A 22,963-nucleotide genomic window follows, 5' to 3' on the forward strand; every position below is an offset into this window, starting at 1 on the left:
ACTTGCGCCTTCGATCTCTCGTCAGCGGGAGGCGAATTCTACAGCGTTACACGCTGCTGTCAACACCTCATTTCCTGCTTCGATGACTTGAAGCTGACACCGCCGAAAACCGTACAACTCATTGAATGTCAAGGAGTTTTCCGTTTCGACTGCGCCGGAAGTGGGGCGAATTATAGGCCGTTAGAATTCTGGGTCAAGCAGTAAATACCCATTAAGCCGCTGAAACTGTTTTTTTCTTGTATAGCCGTGGAATACGGCGCATCACCGCCGGTATACGCAGAGCCAGAAGACCAACTCCTATCAATGCATAGACCGTCCACTCTTTGAGATCAGCCCGCACAATCCAAAGCATATGCAGCAAGCCCAACCCCAAAACCAAGTACACCAAACGATGCAGCTTTTTCCAGCGTGCTCCTAAGCGCTTTTGACTGTAGCGATTGGAGGTTACAGCCAGCGCAAGCAGACAGAGGAAACCCAGGCTGCCGACAATGATGTAGGGACGCTTGCGCAACTCCACGCCTAGCTGCGACCAATCAAGCCCAAGAACAAAAAACAGGTAAGCACACAGGTGCAGTACAACATAGGCAAAGCACCACAAGCCAAGCTGTCGCCGAACAGCAATCCACCCTGACCAGCCAGTAACCTTATGCATGGGCGTCATACTTAATGTCACCAACAACAGAATCAGTGTTCCAAGCCCCAGCCGATCTACGAGCACCTTTCCGGGATCTGGCCCCAAAGCAAAACTCCAAGCCTCATACAACCAATACAGAGGCCAGATGCACACAGCTATGAAAACGCAAAGTCGCCACACCAGGAGTCGCATCAATAGTTCTTCCGCAAATCCAACCCACTATATAAAGAAGCGACTTCTTCACCGTAACCGTTGAACATTTGTGTCTCACGCACGTTGGGACTGAAAAGACTGCTCGGTAAACGCCGCTCACGTGCCTGCGTCCAGCGCGGGTGGTCGACCTGAGGATTTACATTGGCATAAAACCCGTACTCGTCCACAGCGATGCCCTGCCATGTGGTTTTCGGCTGCTCCTCGACCAGACTGATTCGCACAATCGACTTAACGCTTTTAAACCCGTACTTCCAGGGCACTACCAAACGCAGTGGCGCCCCATTCTGATTGGGCAACTCTCGCCCATACATCCCCACCGCCAGAATTGCTAACGGATTCATGGCTTCGTCCAGTCGCAACCCCTCCACATAAGGCCAGTCGATCAAAGCAAAACCAGAGCGCTGACCAGGCATCACCTTGGGATCCTGCAATGTTTCAAAACGGATGTACTTTGCTTTGGATGTGGGCTCAACCTGTTTAAGCAAGGCCGATATCGGAAAACCCATCCAGGGAATCACCATTGACCAAGCCTCTACACAGCGCAATCGATAAATTCGCTCCTCCAGTTGATAGGGCTTCATGAAATCTTCCAGAGCATACCGACCGGGCTTGCCCACCTCCCCATCCACAACCACTGTCCAGGGCTCAGTGATAAGTGCCCCCGCATTTTTAGCGGGATCACCCTTGTCGGTGCCGAACTCATAAAAGTTGTTGTAGTGGGTTGCGTCCTTGAAAGGGGTGATGGCTTCATCTTTTACCGTAACGGCTTGCCATTTGGTGTGCGCAAGCTTTTCGACCAACCAACTGGGTGCCTTGCCCGGCTCGACGTCGGTATAACGGGCGGCTTCGTCGGCAATGGAGCAACGCGGAAGAACGCCCACAGCCAAGCCTGCAAGCGAACTGCCCAACAATGAACGACGGGATAGATAGAAGGATTCAGGCGTTACGTCCGACTCTTTACTGTCGGACGCTTTAGGCAACTTGATTAGCATGACGACTCCGTAGCATTGGAGGGCTGATGCACCAATAGACTACGGAGTATGGGAGAAATTACATCAATCGCGGGTTTTGTTACGACGCAGATGCAGCAAGTATTGAATAGGACCCGATGCGGCATACGCCAAAAATGCGATCAGTAGAATGCGCGGGGGATCGCTGAACACGACGGCAAACACCAATACCACCGCAAGGATGGCTACAAACGGAACTCGCCCCTTCAAGTCCAGCTCTTTAAAGCTGTTGTACTTGATATTGCTGACCATCAACATACCCGCGGCAGCAACCAGCAGGGCCACCAGGAAGGACATTTTGGATCCCTGGATTCCATAATCACTGAATGCCCAGACAATGCCTGCAACCACACCGGCGGCGGCCGGGCTTGCCAAGCCAATAAAGTAGCGTTTATCTGCCGTGCCAACCTGGGTATTGAACCGCGCCAGACGCAATGCCGCACCCGCAACATAGATAAAGGCAACCATCCAGCCAACCTTGCCCATATCACCCAACGTCCAGCCAAAAGCCAGCAATGCAGGAGCGACGCCAAAGGCGACCATATCGGACAAGGAATCATATTCAGCGCCAAAAGCGCTTTCAGTATTGGTCATACGGGCAACGCGACCATCAAGGCCATCCAGCACCATCGCGACAAAAATAGCGATGGCAGCAAATGCAAAATACTTGCTCGCACCCGCAGCATCACCAGCGCTCATAGCACTTTGTGCGCTCATTGAGTTGATGATGGAGTAGAAACCAGCGAACAAGTTCGCCGTAGTGAAAAGGTTTGGCAGCAGATAGATACCACGATGCCGGACCTTACGGCCCTCAGCGTCATGCCCTTCTTCGACATGCTCATCGACAGGCAGCAGGCTATCGGCGTCTGAAGCCGTTTTTGGCTCTTCGGGACGTTCGCTCATGGACATTACCTTGCAACGATATGAAAATTTTCGATAGAGGCTTGCGGCCAAGACTCACCCGCAAACGATCCTGCTTTATACCAGAAGCGGCCGCTGAAACGAAAAAACGCGGCCGAGGCCGCGTTCTCTTTACGCTTGAAACTTAGTTTTTTGCTTTGTCGACGATTTTGTTCGCGCCAATCCAAGGCATCATCGAGCGCAGTTGCTCGCCGATAACTTCGATGCCGTGGGCGGCGTTATTACGACGCTTGGCGGTCATCGATGGGTAGCCTGTAGCACCTTCAGAGATGAACATCTTCGCGTATTCACCATCTTGAATGCGCTTCAGGGCATTACGCATGGCTTGACGGGATTCAGCATTGATCACTTCTGGCCCGGTCACGTACTCACCGTACTCAGCGTTGTTGGAGATCGAGTAGTTCATGTTGGCGATACCGCCTTCGTACATGAGATCAACGATCAACTTCAACTCGTGCAAGCATTCGAAGTAAGCCATTTCTGGCGCGTAACCCGCTTCAACCAGCGTTTCAAAGCCTGCTTTAACCAGCTCGACAGTACCGCCACAGAGAACAGCCTGCTCACCGAACAAGTCAGTTTCAGTCTCGTCCTTGAACGTCGTTTCGATAATACCGGTACGACCACCACCCACACCCGAAGCGTAGGACAGTGCAACGTTCTTGGCATTGCCCGAGGCATCCTGGTAGATAGCGATCAGATCAGGAATACCGCCGCCTTTTACGAACTCGGAACGAACGGTGTGACCGGGCGCTTTCGGCGCGATCATGATCACGTCGAGGTCAGCGCGAGGAACCACCTGGTTGTAATGGATCGCGAAACCGTGAGAGAACGCCAGCGTAGCGCCTTGCTTGATGTTCGGCTCGATTTCATTCTTGTACAGCGAGGACTGGAACTCGTCCGGGGTCAGAATCATCACAATGTCTGCAGCAGCAACGGCGCTGGCAACGTCAGACACTTTCAGACCGTGAGCTTCAGCCTTGGCGACAGTCGGCGAACCTTTACGCAGGCCAACAGTAACGTCTACGCCGGAATCTTTCAGGTTGCAGGCTTGAGCGTGACCCTGGGAGCCGTAACCGATGATGGCAACTTTTTTGCCCTGGATGATCGAAAGGTCGCAGTCTTTGTCGTAATAAACTTTCATGATTTTCCCTTATATATCCAGGCCATTCGGCCATGTACTACTTAATTGGAGTTAGATGCTGAGTACTTTGTCGCCACGAGCAATACCGGTAACGCCGCTGCGCACGGTTTCCAGGATCGATGCAGTGCCAATCGACTGAATGAAACTGTCGAGTTTGTCGCTGGTACCTGTCAACTGCACGGTGTAAACACTGGCGCTTACGTCAACGATCTGCCCGCGAAAAATATCCGTCGTGCGCTTGATCTCTGCACGCTGAGCGCCGGTCGCCTTGACCTTGACCAACATCAGTTCACGCTCGATGTGAGCACTCTCTGACAAGTCCACCAGCTTGACCACTTCGATCAGCTTGTTCAGGTTTTTAGTGATCTGCTCAATCACTTCGTCATGCCCCACCGTCGTCAGCGTCAGACGCGACAAAGTCGGGTCTTCTGTCGGCGCTACGGTCAGGCTTTCGATGTTGTAGTTACGCTGAGAGAACAACCCGACAACACGAGACAGAGCACCGGGTTCGTTTTCAAGAAGCAAAGAAATAATGTGCCGCATGATTAAGTACGCTCCGTCTTGCTCAGCCACATGTCGCGCATGGAGCCATCTTTGATCTGCATCGGGTAAACGTGCTCACTGGTATCAACCTGAATATCGAGGAACACCAGGCGATCTTTCATGGCGAAGGCTTCTTCCATCTTGGGCTTCAGGTCTTTCAGGTCAGTGATTCTGATACCCACGTGCCCATATGCCTCAGCCAGTTTGACGAAGTCTGGCAGCGACTCCATATAAGAGTGCGAGTGACGGCTGCCGTAGTTCATGTCCTGCCACTGACGAACCATCCCAAGTACGCCGTTGTTCAAGCTGATAATTTTTACCGGCAGGTCATATTGCAGACACGTGGACAGTTCCTGAATGTTCATTTGGATACTCCCCTCGCCCGTCACACACGCAACGTCAGCATCAGGGAAGTTCAGCTTCACACCCATTGCAGCCGGGAAACCAAAGCCCATCGTGCCCAGACCGCCAGAGTTGATCCAGCGATTAGGCTTGTTGAAACGGTAGTATTGGGCCGCAAACATTTGATGCTGCCCTACATCGGAAGTGACATACGCATCGCCTTTGGTCACTTCGCAGAGCATTTCGATCACAGCTTGAGGCTTGATCTTGCTGCCGTCACCTTTGTCATAAGGGAACAGGCCGCGATCGCCCCGCCACTCATCGATCTGCTTCCACCAGTTGGCAACTGCCTCAGGATCCGGCTTTTCACCGATATCCTTAAGGATGGCGACCATTTCTGTCATCACACTCTCTACAGGACCAACAATGGGCACATCAGCCTTGATGGTTTTAGAGATGGAAGCCGGATCGATATCGACATGAATAATCTTGGCGTTCGGGCAGAATTTGGACGGGCCGTTGATGACACGGTCATCAAAGCGCGCACCGACTGCCAAAATGACATCAGCGTTATGCATGGTCATGTTGGCCGTAAAGCTGCCGTGCATGCCCAGCATGCCGATGAACTGACGGTCAGTGCCCGGGTAGGCGCCCAACCCCATCAGCGTGTTAGTCACTGGCACGTTGAGCATTTTTGCCAATTCGGTCAGCGGCTCAGAACCGCCGCCCAGGATCACGCCGCCACCCGCATAGAGAACCGGGCGCTTGGCCGCCAGAAGCATCTCAACGGCTTTGCGGATTTGCCCCGAGTGCCCACGTACTGCCGGGCTGTAAGAGCGCAACTTGGCTTTTTTCGGGAAGACGTACTCGAACTTCTCAGCCGGATTGGTCATGTCTTTAGGGATATCGACAACCACCGGGCCGGGACGACCGGATTGCGCGAGATAGAACGCTTTTTTCATCACCTCCGGGATTTCGGAGGCATGCTTGATCATAAAGCTGTGCTTCACGATCGGCCGGGAGATACCGATCATGTCGGTCTCTTGAAACGCATCGGTTCCGACCATGGTGCTAGGCACCTGACCGGAAATGATCACCATCGGAATGGAGTCCATATAAGCCGTAGCGATACCGGTAATGGCGTTGGTTGCACCCGGCCCGGACGTGACCAGTACAACACCGGCTTTACCGGTGGCACGGGCATAACCGTCAGCCATATGGGTGGCAGCCTGTTCGTGTCGGACCAGGATGTGGGTGACTTCAGGTTCTTTGAACAGCGCATCGTAGACATGAAGGAGAGCACCACCTGGGTACCCGTAGATATTTTTGACACCTTCGTCGCGCAAAAAGCGGACAAGCATCTCACCGCCAGATAAAAGCTCCACGTTGTTCACCTCTAAAACGCCAGAATACCGCTCACAAAAATACGAACGGGTCTTAATAGGTTTACTTCTCAGCAGAGCATGAGCGACGGTAGTCGCCGACTACGTCAGCACTGACTGAGCAAGTATTGGGAACTCCCCAAGTGTTGCGGGGTTTTCCCACCCAGCGCGAGGTAACGCGTTGCGGGTGTAACAAGTCGGCGCGGGTGTGCGCCTCATGATCTGCTGAGAGGGTCTGCTTCTGGCAGTCCCTGTACAGCGGTCGTTGGATTCTTGTGTTTCAGCCTCTGCAAGTCAAGCAATAATTGCGCTTTTTTCCAACAAAGCGCATCAGAACTCATAAGAAGCGGGCTTGATGAGGGATAAAACGCGCGCGAATGGCGCAAAGCGGTAGAAATATGCGCTCGACTGCCGGAAAACCCGGCAGCCAGGCAATTAACGAGCGTCGACGATCAGTTGATCGAACTTTTTCAGCGCCGCACGCAATCCAAGGCTCTCAAGCGGACGGTCGGCATACACCATTTCGGCCATTTCGAGGATCCCGGACGCATTGGGCAAGGGAAGGTTGTGCTCAAGAATTTGCTTCATTCTTGTTAGGAAAACCCACTGCAACCATTGATGAAAGTCCAGCGTATCGACTGAAAAAGGCTCAACACTGGCCAAGGCTTCAGCACTGGGAGCCACATCGTCCCACCAGCCTTGCACGCGCAATTCGCGCTCAATCAACAGTAATTGGTCAGCAAGGGCCGCTACACGATCGTCCATCAGAGACTTACCTTCGCTTTTTGACGCGCAGATGCAGCGCCGGCGGCATCACCTTGCTTTTCGCGGGCTTGAGCAATCAAACCCCATAGGCTCGCCTGCAAGTCGGGACGACCATTGGCGAAGGTCAGGCCGCGGCGGGCAAATTGCTCCGCCTGTGCGGCATCCCCTTGAGCCATGCGCACCTGAGCCAGACGATAAAGCACCTGCGGCTCACGAGGCGCTACTCGCTGCGCCCGCTCCAGACTCGAGGAAGCGCCATTCAAATCGCCACTGGATTGTTGTTGTTGAGCGGTTGTCAGCAGCGCCAGCACCGGCCCGTCCAATTGCTCATCAGCTGCCAGACCACCACTGCTGGAGGGAATTCCGCTTGGGCTCACTGGAGCCGGGGCCGTGTAGGTCGTGCTCGGTGTGTAGCTTCCCGTACTGATGGGCGCTGAGGCCGGCCCAGGAGTAATCGGCCCTGGCGTAAAAGGCGCGCTGCTTATGGGAGTCGAAACAGCTGCCCCGCCCCCCGGAATCATCACAACGACACCCGAGTCCTGAGGAATCGCCTGCGCCTGAGCTGCACGAGCTGCCGTCGCCTGCGGATAATGACTGGCGGTGCGCTGAGCCGATACACGCTCGTTGTTTGACACAGGTACACCCGAGTCGACCACAGGGATAGAACCCTGCGGCACGCTCGCGCAGCCATTAAGCAAAGCAAAGGCTGAAACAGCCGGAATCCACCACTTGTTCACGTCTAATCCTCTTTGCTTAATTCAACCAGCCCTTGACCCAATCCATCACTGCTTCACCCGGCGCAGGCTCCTGCGCACCACAACTGGCGCCAGCTGGCGGCTCACTGCCGCGAATATACGGCATCTGCACTGCACCCGGGCAATTGGCATCGGAACCCTGGCCCGTGTGCGGGTCAATCCAGGCTTGAACAATGTTATCCGGCTGCGGCATATCCAACGGTAATGGGTCAGCTTTTTTCATAAAGCTCGTCCACACCTGCAAGGCACCGGTAGCCCCCGTAAACGGCGTTTTGCCGTTATCGTCGCGGCCCAGCCAGACAACGGCCAGCACGTCCTGGCTAAAACCGGCGAACCAACTGTCTCGCGAGTCATTACTGGTACCTGTCTTACCCGCCACAGCGAGGCTTCTCGGTAACACGTTATAGACCGAGCGCCCCGTACCCTCACGCATCACATGTTGCATAGCGTTTTGAATCAAAAAGATTGAAGCCGGGTCAAAACGCTGCTGGATCTGGAATGGATAGCGCTTGAGCGGCTCGCCTTCTGCCGTCAATACACTGCGGATACCGCGCATCGGTGTATTAAAACCACCGTTGGCCAGCGTCTGATACATAGTCGCCACTTCAATAGGGCTCAAGGCGCCAGCACCCAGCAACATGGATGGAAACGCAGGGAACTCTCGCTCAACACCCAATCGTGCCAGGGTTTTAAGCACATTGGGTACGCCGACTTCCTGCCCCAATCGAACGGTGCCCAAGTTGTAAGAGTTCATCATCGACTGGTATAGGAAAACGGTACCGTGGGAGCGGCGATCGTAGTTCTGAGGCTTCCAGATCTGGCCATCAGCCCCTTTAACCGACAGCGGTTCATCTGACAGCCAACTGGTCAATGTGTACTGGCTCGGACGCTCAAGCGCTGTCAAATAAACAGCTGGCTTGATTAGCGAACCAATTGGACGCACGGCATCCAACGCGCGGTTGAAGCCTGCATACCCTGGCATCCGGCTGCCAATCAGTGCTTGCACCTCACCCGTTTCAGGATTGGTCACCACCATTGCAGCCTCAACTTCGTCCGAACCCTTGCGCCCGGACAGACGTTTAAAGGTTTCACCGACGGCGGCTTCTGCCTTCATTTGCAGGATCGGGTCAAAACTGGTGAAGATCCGCAGCCCTTCTTCAGTCAAGTCTTCGTCCCGATAATCCTCACGTAACTGGCGCTTGACCAAATCGAGGAACCCCGGGAATGAGCTGTCTGCCAAACTGCCCCGCTTGGTCACACCCAATGGCATTTTCTTGGCGGCAGCTACTTGCTCCGCCGTCGCGACGCCTTGCTGCTCCAGCAAGTCGAGAACTAGGTTACGACGTTCCAGAGCACGCTCAGGATAGCGACGGGGGTTGTAGGCCGAGGGACCTTTTACCATCCCTACCAATAACGCCACTTGATGCAACTTGAGCTCAGCCAGTGGCTGGCTAAAGAAGAACTGGCTGGCCAGGCCAAAACCATGGACTGCCCGTTGACCGTCCTGACCGACGAACACTTCGTTCAGATAAGCTTCAAGAATCTCACGCTTGTCGTAATGCAACTCAAGCAACAAAGCCATCATTGCTTCGGTCAACTTGCGACTCAAGCTACGTTCATTTGTCAGGTAGAAGTTTTTGACCAACTGCTGAGTCAAGGTACTGCCACCCTGACGCATTTGCCCGGATGACGTATTGACCCACATCGCTCGGATAATGGATTTAGGCGACACCCCAAAGTGATGGTAGAAATCCCGGTCCTCTACCGTTACCAGCGTCTCAAGCAGGAACGGCGGTACCTGATCAATATTGATCAAAATGCGGTCTTCAAGGTTTTTCGGGTAAAGGCCGCCTACGAGTAAAGGCTCAAGCCGCACGACGGGCAGTTTTGAACCGCTGGTCGACGAAAGCTCTGCGACATAATCACCCGAAAATCGCACCCGTACCGGCTGTGATTTTTCGGCCCCTTCATAAAACTGAAAACCACGGGTATTGAGGTTAACCGTGTTGCCATTGACTGCTGCAACGCCGGGACCATTGACTACGCTTTCGCGACGATAGCCGAGCGCATCAAGCTCAGTAAGAAAGTCATTCTTGGCCAGCTTCTGGCCGACGAACAGCTCAAGCGGGCGTGCGTACACCTTGGCAGGAATGGTCCAGCGCTTGCCGGAGAACTTTTCCTGAACGATGGCATCGAGGTACATGGCAAAACCTGCCAGTACAACCAGGCCTACCAGACTGAGCTTAAGAGCCCAGCCCAGCCAGCGCCGTGGACCACCGGAAGGACGTTTGGAACGGGTGCGAGAAGATCGGGTTCGAGTCATGGCGCGAGATTATACGCACTTTGTTCATGTTCATCATGCGCAGCCCGGCGGTTTGCAGTACCGCTGTCAGCAGCCATAATGGCCACCATTATTTTTCTAAACCTTGAAGGATCAACCGTGAGCCAGAATTTGATTGCCGCCCTGAAAAACCCGGATCTTTACCCACATGAAGTCGATGGATTTCAGGTTATCGAGACGCACATTTCCTGGGTCATCCTCACCGGCTCATATGCCTACAAGATGAAAAAACCGGTTAACTTCGGATTTCTGGACTTTACCGATCTCAGTGCCCGCGAGCACTTCTGCAAAGAAGAGCTACGCCTGAACCAGCGCTTGACCGAAGGTCTGTACCTTGACGTCTTGCCCATCACGGGCACAGCCGAGGCGCCGGTGCTGGGCGGAGAAGGAACGGCCATTGAATATGTATTGAAAATGCGTCAATTCCCGCAAAGCCAACTGCTGAGTACGTTGCAAGCCAACGGCGAGTTAAATGCTGCTCATATTGATGAAATGGCCCAGCAGATTGCACGCTTCCACGCCCATGCCCCTCATGTGCCTCTGGAGCATTACCAAGGCACCCCGCAAGCCGTCATGGACCCAGTGCTCCAGAATTTCGAGCAAATTCGCCCGTTTCTTTCGGACAAAACTGACCTGCAACAATTGGATGCACTCCAGGCGTGGGCTCAAGCGAGCTTTGAGCGTCTAAAGCCGCTACTTGAGAAGCGTAAGGCCGAAGGTTTTATTCGCGAATGCCACGGCGATATTCACCTGGGCAACGCGACTCTAATTGATGGCAAGGTGGTTATTTTCGACTGCATTGAATTCAATGAGCCCTTCCGCTTCACCGACGTGTATGCCGATACCGCGTTTCTGGCGATGGACCTGGAGGATCGTGGGTTGAAATCCTTGGCTCGACGGTTCGTCAGTCAGTACCTGGAGCTGACCGAGGACTACCAAGGGCTGGAACTGCTGAACTTCTATAAAGCCTACCGCGCACTGGTTCGCGCCAAGGTCAGCCTGTTCAGCATGCCTGCAGAAGCCAGCCCTGTTCAACGGGCCGCCACCCTTCGCCAATACCGCAACTATGCCAACCTGGCAGAAAGCTACAGCACTATCCCTTCACGCTTTCTTGCTATTACTCACGGGGTGTCTGCCGTGGGCAAAAGCTCCGTCTCCATGCGTCTTGTCGAGTCATTGGGGGCGATTCGTATCCGTTCAGATGTAGTCCGCAAGAAGATGTTTGGTAATCAACAGTCTGAAAATGCAGTAGGTACAGGTATTTATAACGCTGATGCAAGCGCTGCTACCTACACAAAACTTCACGAACTGGCTGGAATCGTCCTCCGTGCAGGCTTCCCGGTCGTACTCGACGCGACCTACCTCAAACGTGCGCAACGCGATGCCGCTGCCAAAGTCGCTGAAGCAACAGGTGTCCCTTGCCTGATCCTGGATTGCACCGCCCCCGATGCCGTCATTGAAGGCTGGCTGGCCCATCGCAGAGCCATTGGCACTGATCCGTCCGATGCCACACTGGAAGTGGTCAAGGCTCAACAAGCTAGCCGGGAGCCGCTTGGGGCAGATGAAATATTGCACAGCAAGCGTGTTGAAACCCACAACAGTAAAAGCCTCGACACCCTGATTGCTGACATCCGTCAGCGCTTGCCGGGCCTGTAAGTGTTCGGGTGCGCTGTCAAACACCGTGATTTAACGGCGCACCCACAGCGATACTATAATGCCAGTATCGATCACGCAGGAGTCTCCCCATGAGTCACCCTTCAGTACTGGCGTCAGCCCTCTACACACTGCTGCATGAAGACAACATCAACGGGTTTAATCAACAGCGCCCAGATGGGCCCGTCGATATGCGCGGGGGAGATTTTCGAGGACTGGATCTGCGTGAGCTCAATGCGAACGACATAGATTTTACTGATGGCTACTTCCGCTCAGCCGATTTGCGCGGCCTAGACTTGCGCACTGCCTGCATCGAAGGCGCCAGCCTGGCTCATGCACAAATTTCGGGTGCGTACTTTCCCGTAGAACTGACAGCCGATGAAATATTGATGTCGGTTAATTTCGGGACTCGGTTGCGCTACCGCACCCGGTAATACAAATACGACACTTCGCCGCTAAGCCACGCTCGGGAGTCAAGCTCGCAAGAAGGGCCGACGCAAGCGCTCTGCCTTCTACGTTCTGCGCTGTGCCATCGGCCTTTTCTTTAGCTCTATTCATGTTATGGCACCGCATGCTTGTTCCAAAAACGACTAATAGGCAGCGCTATTCCTACCTGCCGCTACACTTCAGTAAAAACCGTTTCGTCCCGTAAACGCTGAGCTCACGCCGTCGCAAGGAGAGCTGATGAACGATGAACTTCAGCATTTGAAGAATCTTGGCAAAACGTCAGCGCAATGGCTTCACGCTGTGGGTATTCATAGCGCATCGGACTTGAAACGTCTGGGTGCCGTGGATGCCTACCGGGCGGTCAAGGCTAGAGGTTTCAGAGCCTCCAAGGTATTGCTGTATGCCATTGAGGGCGCATTGCTGGATGTGCACTGGAACGACATCCCTGTCGAGCGCAAAGAAGCGCTTAATCGGCAAGTCGATCAGTTGGCCACGTCGCGAAAAAGCTGAAACAACCGTTTACGCGCTTATGGATCAAGCTGAAAACAGTTGTTGACATGGAAATGAGAATTGTTATGATTACGCCATCTGGTCGCGAGACCAGCCGATATTCTGAAAGGCCCTTGGTTCGGACTCTCAGAACATCTCCTCATCAGGCTAATCACGGTTATTTGACCCGGCTCTTGCCGGGTCTTTTTTTGCCTGTGAAAAAGCCCTCGCTAAATACCAAGCATTTGGCTTCAGCGCGCAATAATCAGCGGGTGACCCAATTCGGGGTGCGGTTGCACCAGTACATCCAGACCGAATACGGCTTTGAGCAAATCGGGTTGCAATACTGCCTGTGGACAACCCAGTGCACAGGGGCGCCCCGACTCCAGCAGTAACAAGCGATCGCAATAACGCGCAGCCAGATTCAAGTCATGCAGAATGATCAGCACGGCCGCCCCGCGATCAGCGAATGCGCGAATGGCCTTTAACGTCGTGTGTTGATGCAAAGGGTCGAGCATTGAAGTTGGCTCATCCAACAACAGGGTTTGACCATTTTGCCCGGGCCATAATTGCGCCAGCACGCGCGCCAAGTGAACGCGCTGACGTTCGCCACCTGATAACGCCAAGTAGCTGCGACCCGCTAAATGTCCAACATCCGCAGTCTCCAGAGCGTCATGGATTATCTGTGCATCGCGCACCCGCCCTGTCTGATGAGGCAAGCGCCCCATACCCACCACTTCCTCTACTCGAAATGCAAAATCCAGCGTCGATGTTTGCGGCAAAACAGCTAATCGTCGGGCACGTTCGGGGCCTTTCCATTGCCCCAGAGGTTGATCATCCAGCAACACCCGCCCTTCTGAGGGCGCAAGCTCCCCGCACAACGCCGACAATAGGGTACTTTTACCCGCGCCGTTTGGCCCTAGCACCCCAAGCACTTCACCCGCCCGCACCTCAAGGGATACATCTGCCAGCACGATTTTTTCACCGCGTCGGATGTGCAACTTTTCAGTGCGCAGCATCAGTGGCGGCCTCGCAGCAGTAAATAGAGAAAAAAGGGCGCGCCCAGGAATGCGGTAACGATACCAATCGGCAATTCCGCTGGCGCTAAAGCCAGTCGTGCAATCAGGTCGGCAAACAGCAACAGGGTAGCGCCCGCCAGTACAGAAGCGGGTAGCAGCACTCGATGATCTGGCCCCGCCAGCAGTCGTACCAGATGAGGAACTACCAACCCGACAAAGCTGATCATTCCAGCCGCGGCTACTGCTGCACCGACCCCCAGCGCTGTACACAACACCAGCTCACGCTTGAGACCTTCCACATTGATGCCCAGATGACTGGCTTCGGACTCGCCCAACAACAACGCATTCAGCGCCTTGGCCCGACGCGGCAACCACAAGGCCACACCCGCCGTGACTACCAGCAACGGCCATAACCGTGCATAGCTGGCGCCATTAAGGCTTCCCAAGTTCCAGAATGTCAGCGTGCGCAACGTCGCATCATCAGCCAGATAGGTGAAAAAACCCACGATAGAGCCTGCCAGCGCGGTCAGTGCGATCCCTGCCAGTAACATCACGCCCACATGAGTCTGACCATTACGACGACCGACTCGATACACCAGCGCGGTGACAGCCAGCCCCCCGACGAACGCACAAAACGACAATAAATAAGGGCCTAAAAACTCAGGCAGCCCGCCCAGGGCTGCGCCTCCCACAATCGCTATCGCCGCGCCCAAAGAGGCGCCGCTGGACACGCCGACCAAGGCCGGGTCTGCCAATGGGTTGCGAAACAATCCCTGCATCGCCACCCCGGACAACGCCAGCACGCCGCCAACCGCCAGTCCCAGCAAAGTCCGCGGCAAACGAATCTGCCCCAGTATCAACTCGGCCTGCTCCAGTCCCTCGCCATGAACAGGCACTCCCATCAGGCGCAATGCCGCACGCAAGGTATCAATTAAAGGCAGGCTCACCGGCCCCAAGGCCAGTGACAACCAAACAGCCAGTACGCACAGCGCACCCAACCCAATAAACAATGAGCGAGGCTTAACCAGTGTCCTCATGGGTTTGCAGGCGCCTTGGGATAAAACTCAGCGGTCAGCTGCTTCAAACTGGCCGGTAAACGCGGGCCAAGTCCTCCGACCAACAGTGTTGGATCAAGCTCATACAAACGCCCATCCTTAGCGGCCTTGATCGACGCCAGAATTGGGTTTTCTTTCATCAATGCCTTTCGAGCGGACTCACCAGTCAGTGCGCGATCGGCAAACACCAGCACCTCAGGGTTCAGCCCAACCAGCGCTTCAACAGAAAATGGTTTATACCCCGAATGCGTCGCCAAGTTGTGCCCACCCGCTTGGGTCAACAGCCAGTCCGCTGACGTGCCCTTGCCCGCAATCATCGGTTTGCCCCCTGCATGGCCCAACAGCAACAGCACACCCGGCGCTTTTTGAGTGGCTTGCGCTCGTTTCACCTGCTGCTGATGCGCCTGCAATTGCTGTTGGTAATCCATAAGCAGTTGTGCGGCGTGCGCCTCATCACCCAACAAATGCCCTAAATGGGTGAGTGTCGCCTCAAGGCTTGCCAGGTCAGGCTGAGCCGAAAACATCTCAACGGGCACCCCCGCCCCACGAATCTGCGCCAACACCGGCGGCGGCCCCATTTCATCCGTGCCAATCAAAACATCGGGCTTCAAGCTCAAGATTCCCTCTGCAGAAAGCTGGCGCTGGTATCCCACACTGGGTAGAGACTTAAGTGAATGCGGGTGTTGGCTGGTAGTATCGACCCCAACCAATTTAGACTCCGCGCCCAACACACTGACCCACTCCGATAGCGCACCTCCAACACTGACCCAGCGTTGCGGCAAATCGCTGGCCAAACTCGCATGACTGATCACAAGGCCAGTACATAGGGCAATCAGGTGGGTACTCAAGCGCATACAGAGATGTTCCTTGATAAAGAGGGCACAACGGGCAAGGTTCGGGTGATGCAGCCAAGAGACCCTTGCAGCTGAAGCTCTATTTGATAATTGTTTGCATTTGCACGTCAACCTAATAACCCGCCCTGATGTCAGCCACGGGTAAATTCACATGGGACTTCAATGATTTTTTTATGCCTGTCAGAGGCACTGCTTGAAGGCACTGCCCGAGGTTTCGAACACAATGGCGTGCGTATGTTGGCAGTGCGGCGCGAAGGTCAGGTGTACGTTTACAAAAATCGCTGCCCGCATCGCGGTGTTCCACTGGAGTGGCAACCGGATCAGTTTCTCGACCCCAGCGCCAGCTTGATCCAATGCGCGACTCATGCCGCATTATTTTTGATTGAAAGCGGCGAGTGCGTTGCCGGACCTTGTGCCGGACAGTCCCTGACAGCCCTTCAATGTCGAGAAGATACAAGAGGGATCTGGATCACACCCCCTGTGTCAGAGGAAGACGTCTAAGCGGCGATCAACCACAATTGCATCCGGCGACAAGCTGACCCCGTACGCCAACACCTCAACGCCAGAGGCAATAGCCTCTCGCAAAGCAGCTGCGTAGCCAGGGTCGATTTCTTCGGCCGGGCGCACGGCGTCGATCCCGGTTAGATTGACGCAGTACAACTGCACCGCTCGCACACCCTGCAGGGCCAGGCTGGCCAGTTCCCGCAAGTGCTTGGCGCCGCGTAGCGTCACGGCATCCGGGAATGCGGCTATACGCGTGTCATCGAACCCTAGCGTCACGCTTTTCACCTCGACATAGGCAAACCCCTGCGGATACTCCAGCCGGAAATCAATCCTGCTATTTTCTTGCCCATAAGCAACTTCGCGCTTAAGTGCCGTAAACCCCTTAAGTTCGGTGATAACACCTGCTAGCAACGCCTCCTCAATCAAACGATTGGCACGCCCGGTGTTGACGCAAGCGAGCCTTCCTTGCGGTGTTTCGCTGATTTCCCACGTACCAGGGAGTTTACGTTTCGGATCATTAGAGCGGCTGAACCAGACCTGTCCCCCTTCGACCATACAATTGAGCATCGAGCCCGTATTAGGGCAGTGAATAGTCATCAACTCGCCACTAACTGTCTCGATATCCGCCAAAAAACGCTTATAACGTTTAATCAAGCGACCCTCTTCCAAACCCGGAGAAAAGTGCATCAGCCCCTCCAGCTTTTCAAGCCGCGGGCTATCCGGTCCACAGCCTCCTGAAGACGATCCAGATTTTGCGTATAGGCAAAACGTACGTGATGGCCGGATTGATAGCGCCCAAAATCCAGTCCCGGCGTAATGGCTACGTGCTCTGTTTCAAGAAAATGCCGGCAAAAGGCGAAGGCATCGCCACCAAACGCGCTGATATCGGCATACAGATAAAAGGCACCCTCCGGCTCTACCGCAATGCCAAAACCCAACTCGCGCAACGCCGGTAGCAAAAAGTCGCGACGACGACCGAACTCGGCCCGGCGCGCTTCCAAAATGGCCAACGTCTGCGGCTCAAAGCAGGCTAGCGCCGCGTATTGCGCCATGCTTGGCGCGCTGATGTAGAGGTTTTGTGCCAGTTTTTCCAGATCGGCAACTGCCTCAGGTGGCGCGACTAGCCAGCCTAGCCTCCAGCCGGTCATACCAAAATACTTAGAGAAACTGTTGAGTACAAAAGCGCTGTCATCCACCTCAAGCACGCTTGCAGCGTCGCAACCGTACGTCAGGCCGTGATAGATCTCATCCACCACCAAGTGCCCGTTACGCGCCTTGATAGCAGCGGACAACGACGCAAGCTCATCTCGCGTCAAAAGGGTGCCGGTGGGGTTGGCCGGTGATGCGACCAATGCCCCAACACTGTCCTGATCCCAATAACGCTCAACCAGATCAGCCGTGAGTTGATAACGCACATCGGGCCCTACAGGAACAAGCTGAGCGGCCCCCTCCACAAGACGTAAGAAATGCCTGTTACATGGGTAGCCGGGGTCAGCAAGTAGCCAATGCTTTCCCGGATCGACCAGTAAGCTGCTGGCTAAAAGTAGGGCCCCGGAGCCACCCGGGGTGATCAGAATTCGCGAAGCATCGATGTTCAAACCATAACGCTGGTGATAAAAACCCGAAATGGCTTCACGTAGCTCTGGCAGGCCACGAGCGGCTGTATAGCGCGTTTTGCCTGCCGCCAAAGCGGCTTGGCCGGCAGCGATGATGGGCTCAGCCGTAGTGAAGTCCGGCTCGCCTATTTCGAGGTGAATCACATCGTGTCCCGCCGCTTGCAATTCATTGGCGCGGGCCAACAACGCCATGACATGGAACGGTTCGATCGCGCGACTGCGCGCACTGTAAGACTGAGCCATAAGCCTGCCTTTGTGGGTAAGCAAAAGCCGGATTCTACCCAAGCACTGTCACAAGAGAGAGTGAATTAGAGTCTTACACTGCACATGAGTAGAACCAAACGGCGCAAGCATTGGTCACAGCTCGACTAAAATTATTTATTCAGCCACTAATCTCAAGCATCACAGGCTCCAGACACAACCACCGGCGGCAGGCCAGACAACAGGGAGTAGCGCGGCCCGATTTGATCTGGTAAGTTCGCCCGCTTGCAGCCGCAGGGCCGGCAGGTGTCGGTGATGTTGCAATCCTGCGCAATGGATTAGAAGAATGAGAGGCGGTCCATTTCATGCCCACACAAGCTAAGCAACAGAATAGTCAACTCAGCGGCTTCGAACCGTACGTTGAAACGAAGGGTGAAGAGTACATGGGCGAGCGCATGCGCAAGCACTTCACCAAGATTCTGCAAAAGTGGAAACAGGACTTGATGCAGGAAGTTGACCGCACCGTTGATCACATGAAAGACGAAGCGGCAAATTTTCCTGACCCGGCCGACCGCGCTAGCCAGGAGGAGGAATTCAGCCTGGAACTGCGTGCCCGCGATCGCGAGCGCAAGCTGATCAAGAAAATCGACAAGACGCTGCAATTGATCGAAGACGAAGAATACGGCTGGTGTGAATCCTGCGGCGTCGAAATCGGCATTCGTCGACTTGAGGCCCGCCCTACCGCCGACATGTGCGTAGACTGCAAAACCTTGGCTGAAATCAAGGAAAAACAAGTCGGCAAGTAATCGCCGGTTTGACCAAATGGGGCGTGCGAACGCCCCATTTTTGTTTCTGAAATTAAGTCCTACGGCCGGGTAGCTGCTGCACTGGCTGCAATAAGGACTGAAGGTTCCTCACACTAACGGGACTGCTGCCGCCCCCCATCGCAGCCTTCGGCAGCGGCTACAGGATCTTTGCCATGACGGCTTGTTCAACCCCTGCTTACACCGGGCGCTTTGCCCCTACGCCCAGTGGCCATTTGCACTTTGGTTCATTGGTTGCAGCCCTCGCCTCTTACCTTGATGCCCGCTCGGTGGGTGGCCGCTGGTTGCTGCGAATGGAAGATCTCGACCCCCCGCGGGAAATGCCCGGCGCTCAAGCCGCCATCCTCGATGCATTGGAGCGGTATGGCTTCGAGTGGGACGGTGAGCTGGTACGTCAAAGCGACCGCCACGAGGCGTATGCCCAAGTGCTCGATCGGTTGTTTAGCCAGGGGCTGGCCTATGCCTGCACCTGTTCGCGCAAACAACTTGAGGGCTATAAAGGTATCTATCCCGGTTTTTGCCGAAATGCCGGCAACTCAATCGAGAACGCCGCCATTCGTTTACGTGTGCCTGAACTGCAGTACGCGTTTAAGGACAGGGTTCAAGGGGAATTCCGCCAGCACCTGGGTCGCGAGGTGAGCGATTTTGTGATTCGTCGCCGTGACGGTCTTTATGCCTACCAGTTGGCGGTGGTACTCGACGATGCCTGGCAGGGCGTGACTGATATCGTGCGCGGCGCTGACTTGCTGGACTCCACCCCACGCCAGCTCTACATGCAGGAGCTACTGGGGCTGTCACAGCCGCGCTACCTGCACGTGCCATTGATCGTGCAACCGGATGGCCACAAGCTTGGAAAATCTTACCGTTCGCCACCTCTGACGACCGATCAAGCCACACCACTGCTGTTGCGTGCCCTGCGTGCATTGGGCCAGAAGCCTGACGAGGGCCTTGAGCACGCCAGCCCGCGTGAAATTCTTAAATGGGGGATCCAGCACTGGAATGCCGAGCTGATCCCACGCACGCTCACGTTGGCCGAAGCGCAGTTACGCTGAACCCTGTTGAAGGTGACAGCCATCCGTTACCATCGCCGCACGTTTCGAGCATGCGGCCAGTAAAAGAGAGGGCAGGATGTATATCTATAGATTGGTCCTGTTGCTGGTTGTAGGGATCTACTTGTTTTCACCCGCCATCATGGATTGGTGGATCGATGCGACGGGCGCTTGGTACAGGCCTTATCTGCTTTGGCTGATTCTGATCGTAGTGACCTTTATTTTGCAGAGCCAAAAAGATGCCGATGAGCTTTAGCCTCACCCAGATGATTCTCATCAGCGCCGCCTACCTGACGGTTCTCTTTGGCGTAGCCTGGATCAGTGAGCGCGGCATGATCCCGCGATCAATCATTCGCCACCCGCTGACTTACACGTTGTCTTTGGGGGTGTACGCCAGCGCCTGGGCTTTTTACGGTACGGTGGGGCTGGCTTACGAATACGGCTACGGCTTCCTCTCCAGCTACCTCGGAGTCTCCGGGGCATTTCTTCTGGCGCCCGTGCTCCTGTACCCCATTCTAAAAATCACCCGCACCTATCAACTTTCATCACTCGCCGACCTTTTTGCGTTCCGCTTTCGCAGCACCTGGGCCGGGGCACTGACCACGATTTTCATGTTGATTGGCGTCCTGCCACTGCTGGCCTTGCAAATTCAGGCCGTCGCCGACTCCATCAGCATCCTCACACGCGAGCCAGTGCAACACCGCGTAGCCCTCAGCTTTTGCGCATTGATCACTCTGTTCACGATTTTCTTCGGTTCAAGGCACATTGCCACTCGGGAAAAGCATGAAGGGTTGGTGTTTGCCATCGCCTTTGAGTCAGTGATCAAACTCATCGCAATCGGTGGCGTTGGCCTCTACGCCTTATATGGGGTCTTCGATGGCCCGCAACAGCTCGAGGTATGGTTACTGCAAAACCAGACTGCCCTCGCCGCTCTGCATACCCCATTACAAGAAGGGCCGTGGCGTACCCTGCTGTTGGTGTTTTTTGCATCCGCCATCGTGATGCCGCACATGTATCACATGACGTTCACTGAAAACCTCAACCCGCGCGGGCTTGTCAGCGCCAGCTGGGGCTTGCCGCTGTTCCTGCTGCTAATGAGCCTCGCCGTGCCGCTGATTCTATGGGCCGGTCTCAAACTGGGCGCCACCACCAATCCCGAGTACTTCACCTTGGGTGTGGGTATTGCCGCCAACAGCAAGCCGTTGGCATTACTCGCTTATGTCGGTGGGCTGTCAGCTTCCAGCGGGTTGATTATCGTGACCACGCTGGCACTGTCAGGCATGGCATTGAATCATCTGGTCTTGCCGCTCTACCAGCCACCCGCCGAAGGCAATATCTACCGCTGGCTGAAATGGACCCGACGTGCGCTGATCGTGGCCATCATTATGGCCGGCTACGGCTTTTACCTCCTGATGGGCGCAGAGCAGGATCTGGCCAACCTCGGCATTGTCGCGTTTGTCGCCACCTTGCAATTTCTGCCGGGCGTTCTGTCAGTCCTGTACTGGCCAACGGCGAATCGACGCGGCTTTATCGCCGGGTTGCTGGCCGGCATTCTGGTGTGGATGGCCAGCATGCTGTTCCCGTTGATCGGCAATTTTCAGGGCTTTTACATCCCGTGGCTGAACATGATCTACGTGCTGGACGATACCAGCTGGCACATGGCAGCCATCGCCTCACTCGCTGCAAACGTACTGATGTTCACGCTGATATCTCTGTTTACCAATGCCAGCCCCGAAGAAGCCAGCGCCGCCGAAGCCTGCGCGGTGGATAACGTTCGTCGCCCGCAACGACGCGAATTGCACGCCGCATCGCCACAAGAGTTTGCCACTCAACTTGCCAAACCTCTGGGGGCAAAAGCAGCGCAAAAAGAAGTCGAACAAGCCTTGCGCGACCTGTTTCTGCCCTTCGACGAGCGTCGTCCGTACGCCTTGCGCCGCCTGCGCGATCGTATTGAGGCCAACCTTTCGGGGTTGATGGGCCCCAGCGTTGCTCAGGACATGGTCGAAACCTTCTTGCCCTACAAATCGAGCGGCGAAAGCTACGTGACCGAAGATATTCACTTCATCGAAAGCCGGCTTGAAGACTACCACTCTCGCCTGACCGGACTGGCGGCAGAACTGGACGCCCTGCGCCGCTACCACCGCCAAACCCTGCAAGAGTTGCCGATGGGTGTGTGCTCACTGGCCAAAGACCAGGAGATCCTGATGTGGAATAAAGCCATGGAGGAACTGACTGGCATCCCCGCACAGCGAGTGGTGGGTTCGCGCATGAGCACGCTGGGCAATCCGTGGCGTGAACTGCTGCAAGGGTTTATCGACTTGCCCGATGAGCACTTGCACAAACAACACTTGGCTCTCGACGGTCAAACCCGCTGGCTGAACCTGCACAAGGCAGCCATTGACGAGCCGTTGGCACCGGGCAACAGCGGCTTGGTGTTACTGGTTGAAGACCTGACCGAGACTCAAATGCTCGAAGACAAACTGGTGCACTCCGAGCGACTGGCCAGTATCGGACGACTGGCGGCGGGGGTGGCGCATGAAATCGGCAACCCGGTGACCGGCATCGCCTGCCTGGCGCAAAACCTGCGTGAAGAGCGCGAAGATGACGAAGAGCTGACAGAAATCAGCAGCCAGATACTTGAACAGACCAAGCGCATCTCTCGCATTGTGCAGTCCTTGATGAGCTTCGCCCACGCCGGCAGCCACCAGCACAATGACGAGCCCGTCTGTCTGGCTGAAGTAGCCCAGGATGCGATTGGCTTGCTGGCGTTGAACCGGCGCAATTTTGAAGTGCAGTTCTATAACCTGTGCGACCCCGACCACTGGGTCGAGGGCGATCCTCAGCGATTAGCGCAAGTGTTGATCAACCTGCTGTCGAACGCCCGTGACGCCTCGCCTGCCGGCAGTGCTGTGCGGGTCAAAAGTGAAGCTGGCGAGCACACCATTGATCTGATCGTGGAAGACGAAGGAACAGGCATTCCGAAGAACATCATGGACCGATTATTCGAGCCTTTTTTCACCACCAAGGACCCCGGCGAAGGCACCGGTCTGGGCCTTGCACTGGTCTATTCCATCGTTGAAGAGCATTATGGACAAATCACCATCGACAGCCCGGCTGACATTCAAAGCCAACGCGGGACCCGTATTCGGGTCACCCTGCCGCGTCATGTCGAAGCGACGTCCGCTGTGAACTGAGACCGTCGAGA

22 protein-coding genes are annotated in these 22,963 nt (G+C 55.2%); 8 read left to right on the plus strand and 14 right to left on the minus strand.

The features are described from left to right. Positions 1–211: 211 nt before the first annotated feature. From msrQ to mrcB, 9 genes are all read right to left on the minus strand, one after another. On the minus strand, positions 212–826 hold the full coding sequence (msrQ, locus tag ACI7MX_RS15700) for a protein-methionine-sulfoxide reductase heme-binding subunit MsrQ (RefSeq protein ID WP_405590056.1): 615 nt from the start codon (positions 824–826) through the stop codon (positions 212–214). After that, complete coding sequence (gene msrP / locus ACI7MX_RS15705; protein ID WP_405590059.1) at positions 826–1,839, minus strand: protein-methionine-sulfoxide reductase catalytic subunit MsrP; 1,014 nt, start codon at positions 1,837–1,839, stop codon at positions 826–828. The genes msrQ and msrP overlap by 1 nt, the downstream gene beginning before the upstream one ends. Before the next feature lie 63 nt (positions 1,840–1,902). Next, positions 1,903–2,760, minus strand: coding sequence for a CDP-diacylglycerol--serine O-phosphatidyltransferase (pssA, locus tag ACI7MX_RS15710; RefSeq protein ID WP_405590062.1), 858 nt, complete (start codon positions 2,758–2,760; stop codon positions 1,903–1,905). Positions 2,761–2,902: 142 nt separating this feature from the next. Next, on the minus strand, positions 2,903–3,919 hold the full coding sequence (gene ilvC, locus ACI7MX_RS15715; RefSeq protein ID WP_122783674.1) for a ketol-acid reductoisomerase: 1,017 nt from the start codon (positions 3,917–3,919) through the stop codon (positions 2,903–2,905). 51 nt (positions 3,920–3,970) lie between these two features. Next, positions 3,971–4,462 carry an acetolactate synthase small subunit gene (gene ilvN, locus ACI7MX_RS15720; protein ID WP_019410366.1) on the minus strand — a complete coding sequence of 164 codons (492 nt, stop codon included), beginning with the start codon at positions 4,460–4,462 and terminating at the stop codon, positions 3,971–3,973. 2 nt (positions 4,463–4,464) lie between these two features. Next, positions 4,465–6,189: an acetolactate synthase 3 large subunit gene (locus ACI7MX_RS15725; RefSeq protein ID WP_314490501.1), complete on the minus strand. Its 1,725-nt coding sequence runs from the start codon at positions 6,187–6,189 to the stop codon at positions 4,465–4,467. 432 nt (positions 6,190–6,621) lie between these two features. Then, positions 6,622–6,951, minus strand: coding sequence for a YqcC family protein (locus tag ACI7MX_RS15730; protein ID WP_314490504.1), 330 nt, complete (start codon positions 6,949–6,951; stop codon positions 6,622–6,624). Then, the gene (locus tag ACI7MX_RS15735; protein ID WP_314490507.1) at positions 6,951–7,688 is read right to left on the minus strand and encodes a tetratricopeptide repeat protein; all 738 of its coding nucleotides are present in this window, start codon (positions 7,686–7,688) and stop codon (positions 6,951–6,953) included. The genes ACI7MX_RS15730 and ACI7MX_RS15735 overlap by 1 nt, the downstream gene beginning before the upstream one ends. A 16-nt stretch (positions 7,689–7,704) precedes the next feature. Beyond that, entirely contained in the window at positions 7,705–10,029 is a 2,325-nt protein-coding gene (gene mrcB / locus ACI7MX_RS15740; protein ID WP_405590068.1) for a penicillin-binding protein 1B, read from the minus strand. A 117-nt stretch (positions 10,030–10,146) separates the two neighbouring features. Here mrcB and ACI7MX_RS15745 point away from each other — a divergent pair, with 117 nt between their 5' ends. The 3 genes from ACI7MX_RS15745 to ACI7MX_RS15755 all read left to right on the plus strand — a co-directional run bounded on the left by ACI7MX_RS15745 (position 10,147) and on the right by ACI7MX_RS15755 (position 12,657). After that, positions 10,147–11,703 carry an AAA family ATPase gene (locus tag ACI7MX_RS15745; protein WP_405590071.1) on the plus strand — a complete coding sequence of 519 codons (1,557 nt, stop codon included), beginning with the start codon at positions 10,147–10,149 and terminating at the stop codon, positions 11,701–11,703. Positions 11,704–11,792: 89 nt separating this feature from the next. Further along, positions 11,793–12,134, plus strand: coding sequence for a pentapeptide repeat-containing protein (locus tag ACI7MX_RS15750; RefSeq protein WP_314490516.1), 342 nt, complete (start codon positions 11,793–11,795; stop codon positions 12,132–12,134). A 250-nt stretch (positions 12,135–12,384) separates the two neighbouring features. Then, positions 12,385–12,657 (plus strand): TfoX/Sxy family protein, encoded by a 273-nt coding sequence (locus tag ACI7MX_RS15755; RefSeq protein WP_314490519.1) that lies wholly within the window; start codon positions 12,385–12,387, stop codon positions 12,655–12,657. Between the two features lie 230 nt (positions 12,658–12,887). Here ACI7MX_RS15755 and ACI7MX_RS15760 read toward each other — a convergent pair whose 3' ends face one another. Genes ACI7MX_RS15760 through ACI7MX_RS15770 form a run of 3 tightly spaced genes read right to left on the minus strand, consistent with a single transcriptional unit; the run spans position 12,888 to position 15,564 of the window. Continuing rightward, positions 12,888–13,655, minus strand: a complete 768-nt coding sequence (locus ACI7MX_RS15760; protein WP_405590075.1) for a heme ABC transporter ATP-binding protein — start codon at positions 13,653–13,655, stop codon at positions 12,888–12,890. Further along, positions 13,655–14,692 carry an iron ABC transporter permease gene (locus ACI7MX_RS15765; RefSeq protein ID WP_314490525.1) on the minus strand — a complete coding sequence of 346 codons (1,038 nt, stop codon included), beginning with the start codon at positions 14,690–14,692 and terminating at the stop codon, positions 13,655–13,657. Before ACI7MX_RS15765 ends, ACI7MX_RS15760 begins: the two co-directional genes overlap by 1 nt. Next, positions 14,689–15,564: a hemin ABC transporter substrate-binding protein gene (locus ACI7MX_RS15770; protein WP_405590079.1), complete on the minus strand. Its 876-nt coding sequence runs from the start codon at positions 15,562–15,564 to the stop codon at positions 14,689–14,691. Before ACI7MX_RS15770 ends, ACI7MX_RS15765 begins: the two co-directional genes overlap by 4 nt. A gap of 162 nt (positions 15,565–15,726) precedes the next feature. Between ACI7MX_RS15770 and ACI7MX_RS15775 the strand changes: the two genes are divergently transcribed. Further along, the gene (locus ACI7MX_RS15775) at positions 15,727–16,065 is read left to right on the plus strand and encodes a Rieske (2Fe-2S) protein (protein WP_314490531.1); all 339 of its coding nucleotides are present in this window, start codon (positions 15,727–15,729) and stop codon (positions 16,063–16,065) included. On the opposite strand, the gene sfsA is transcribed toward ACI7MX_RS15775, so the two are convergent. Both sfsA and ACI7MX_RS15785 read right to left on the minus strand, forming a co-directional pair. Further along, a complete protein-coding gene (gene sfsA / locus ACI7MX_RS15780) occupies positions 16,048–16,755 on the minus strand; it encodes a DNA/RNA nuclease SfsA (RefSeq protein WP_405590082.1) in 708 nt (235 codons plus the stop codon). The genes ACI7MX_RS15775 and sfsA overlap by 18 nt on opposite strands. Further along, positions 16,755–17,927 carry a pyridoxal phosphate-dependent aminotransferase gene (locus ACI7MX_RS15785; protein WP_405590085.1) on the minus strand — a complete coding sequence of 391 codons (1,173 nt, stop codon included), beginning with the start codon at positions 17,925–17,927 and terminating at the stop codon, positions 16,755–16,757. The genes sfsA and ACI7MX_RS15785 overlap by 1 nt, the downstream gene beginning before the upstream one ends. Positions 17,928–18,250: 323 nt before the next feature. Between ACI7MX_RS15785 and dksA the strand changes: the two genes are divergently transcribed. From dksA to ACI7MX_RS15805, 4 genes are all read left to right on the plus strand, one after another. Beyond that, on the plus strand, positions 18,251–18,691 hold the full coding sequence (gene dksA / locus ACI7MX_RS15790; RefSeq protein WP_122783687.1) for an RNA polymerase-binding protein DksA: 441 nt from the start codon (positions 18,251–18,253) through the stop codon (positions 18,689–18,691). 173 nt (positions 18,692–18,864) lie between these two features. Then, positions 18,865–19,761: a tRNA glutamyl-Q(34) synthetase GluQRS gene (gene gluQRS / locus ACI7MX_RS15795; RefSeq protein ID WP_405590088.1), complete on the plus strand. Its 897-nt coding sequence runs from the start codon at positions 18,865–18,867 to the stop codon at positions 19,759–19,761. Between the two features lie 76 nt (positions 19,762–19,837). Beyond that, the gene (locus ACI7MX_RS15800; protein ID WP_003176118.1) at positions 19,838–20,014 is read left to right on the plus strand and encodes a hypothetical protein; all 177 of its coding nucleotides are present in this window, start codon (positions 19,838–19,840) and stop codon (positions 20,012–20,014) included. Continuing rightward, on the plus strand, positions 19,998–22,952 hold the full coding sequence (locus ACI7MX_RS15805) for a sensor histidine kinase (protein ID WP_405590093.1): 2,955 nt from the start codon (positions 19,998–20,000) through the stop codon (positions 22,950–22,952). Before ACI7MX_RS15800 ends, ACI7MX_RS15805 begins: the two co-directional genes overlap by 17 nt. Positions 22,953–22,963: the final 11 nt, after the last annotated feature.

Source organism: Pseudomonas sp. 2024-210, assembly GCF_045062345.1.
In the GTDB taxonomy this organism is placed as follows: Bacteria; Pseudomonadota; Gammaproteobacteria; order Pseudomonadales; family Pseudomonadaceae; genus Aquipseudomonas.

What these genes read in the sequence shown, in the direction of transcription:
- msrQ (WP_405590056.1), bottom strand. Translation starts at nt 826, where the DNA reads ATGCGACTCCTGGTGTGGCGACTTTGCGTTTTCATAGCTGTGTGCATC.
- msrP (WP_405590059.1), bottom strand. Translation starts at nt 1,839, where the DNA reads ATGCTAATCAAGTTGCCTAAAGCGTCCGACAGTAAAGAGTCGGACGTA.
- pssA (WP_405590062.1), bottom strand. Translation starts at nt 2,760, where the DNA reads ATGAGCGAACGTCCCGAAGAGCCAAAAACGGCTTCAGACGCCGATAGC.
- ilvC (WP_122783674.1), bottom strand. Translation starts at nt 3,919, where the DNA reads ATGAAAGTTTATTACGACAAAGACTGCGACCTTTCGATCATCCAGGGC.
- ilvN (WP_019410366.1), bottom strand. Translation starts at nt 4,462, where the DNA reads ATGCGGCACATTATTTCTTTGCTTCTTGAAAACGAACCCGGTGCTCTG.
- ACI7MX_RS15730 (WP_314490504.1), bottom strand. Translation starts at nt 6,951, where the DNA reads ATGGACGATCGTGTAGCGGCCCTTGCTGACCAATTACTGTTGATTGAG.
- mrcB (WP_405590068.1), bottom strand. Translation starts at nt 10,029, where the DNA reads ATGACTCGAACCCGATCTTCTCGCACCCGTTCCAAACGTCCTTCCGGT.
- ACI7MX_RS15750 (WP_314490516.1), top strand. Translation starts at nt 11,793, where the DNA reads ATGAGTCACCCTTCAGTACTGGCGTCAGCCCTCTACACACTGCTGCAT.
- ACI7MX_RS15755 (WP_314490519.1), top strand. Translation starts at nt 12,385, where the DNA reads ATGAACGATGAACTTCAGCATTTGAAGAATCTTGGCAAAACGTCAGCG.
- ACI7MX_RS15760 (WP_405590075.1), bottom strand. Translation starts at nt 13,655, where the DNA reads ATGCTGCGCACTGAAAAGTTGCACATCCGACGCGGTGAAAAAATCGTG.
- ACI7MX_RS15765 (WP_314490525.1), bottom strand. Translation starts at nt 14,692, where the DNA reads ATGAGGACACTGGTTAAGCCTCGCTCATTGTTTATTGGGTTGGGTGCG.
- ACI7MX_RS15770 (WP_405590079.1), bottom strand. Translation starts at nt 15,564, where the DNA reads ATGCGCTTGAGTACCCACCTGATTGCCCTATGTACTGGCCTTGTGATC.
- ACI7MX_RS15775 (WP_314490531.1), top strand. Translation starts at nt 15,727, where the DNA reads ATGATTTTTTTATGCCTGTCAGAGGCACTGCTTGAAGGCACTGCCCGA.
- sfsA (WP_405590082.1), bottom strand. Translation starts at nt 16,755, where the DNA reads ATGCACTTTTCTCCGGGTTTGGAAGAGGGTCGCTTGATTAAACGTTAT.
- ACI7MX_RS15785 (WP_405590085.1), bottom strand. Translation starts at nt 17,927, where the DNA reads ATGGCTCAGTCTTACAGTGCGCGCAGTCGCGCGATCGAACCGTTCCAT.
- dksA (WP_122783687.1), top strand. Translation starts at nt 18,251, where the DNA reads ATGCCCACACAAGCTAAGCAACAGAATAGTCAACTCAGCGGCTTCGAA.
- gluQRS (WP_405590088.1), top strand. Translation starts at nt 18,865, where the DNA reads ATGACGGCTTGTTCAACCCCTGCTTACACCGGGCGCTTTGCCCCTACG.
- ACI7MX_RS15800 (WP_003176118.1), top strand. Translation starts at nt 19,838, where the DNA reads ATGTATATCTATAGATTGGTCCTGTTGCTGGTTGTAGGGATCTACTTG.
- ACI7MX_RS15805 (WP_405590093.1), top strand. Translation starts at nt 19,998, where the DNA reads ATGCCGATGAGCTTTAGCCTCACCCAGATGATTCTCATCAGCGCCGCC.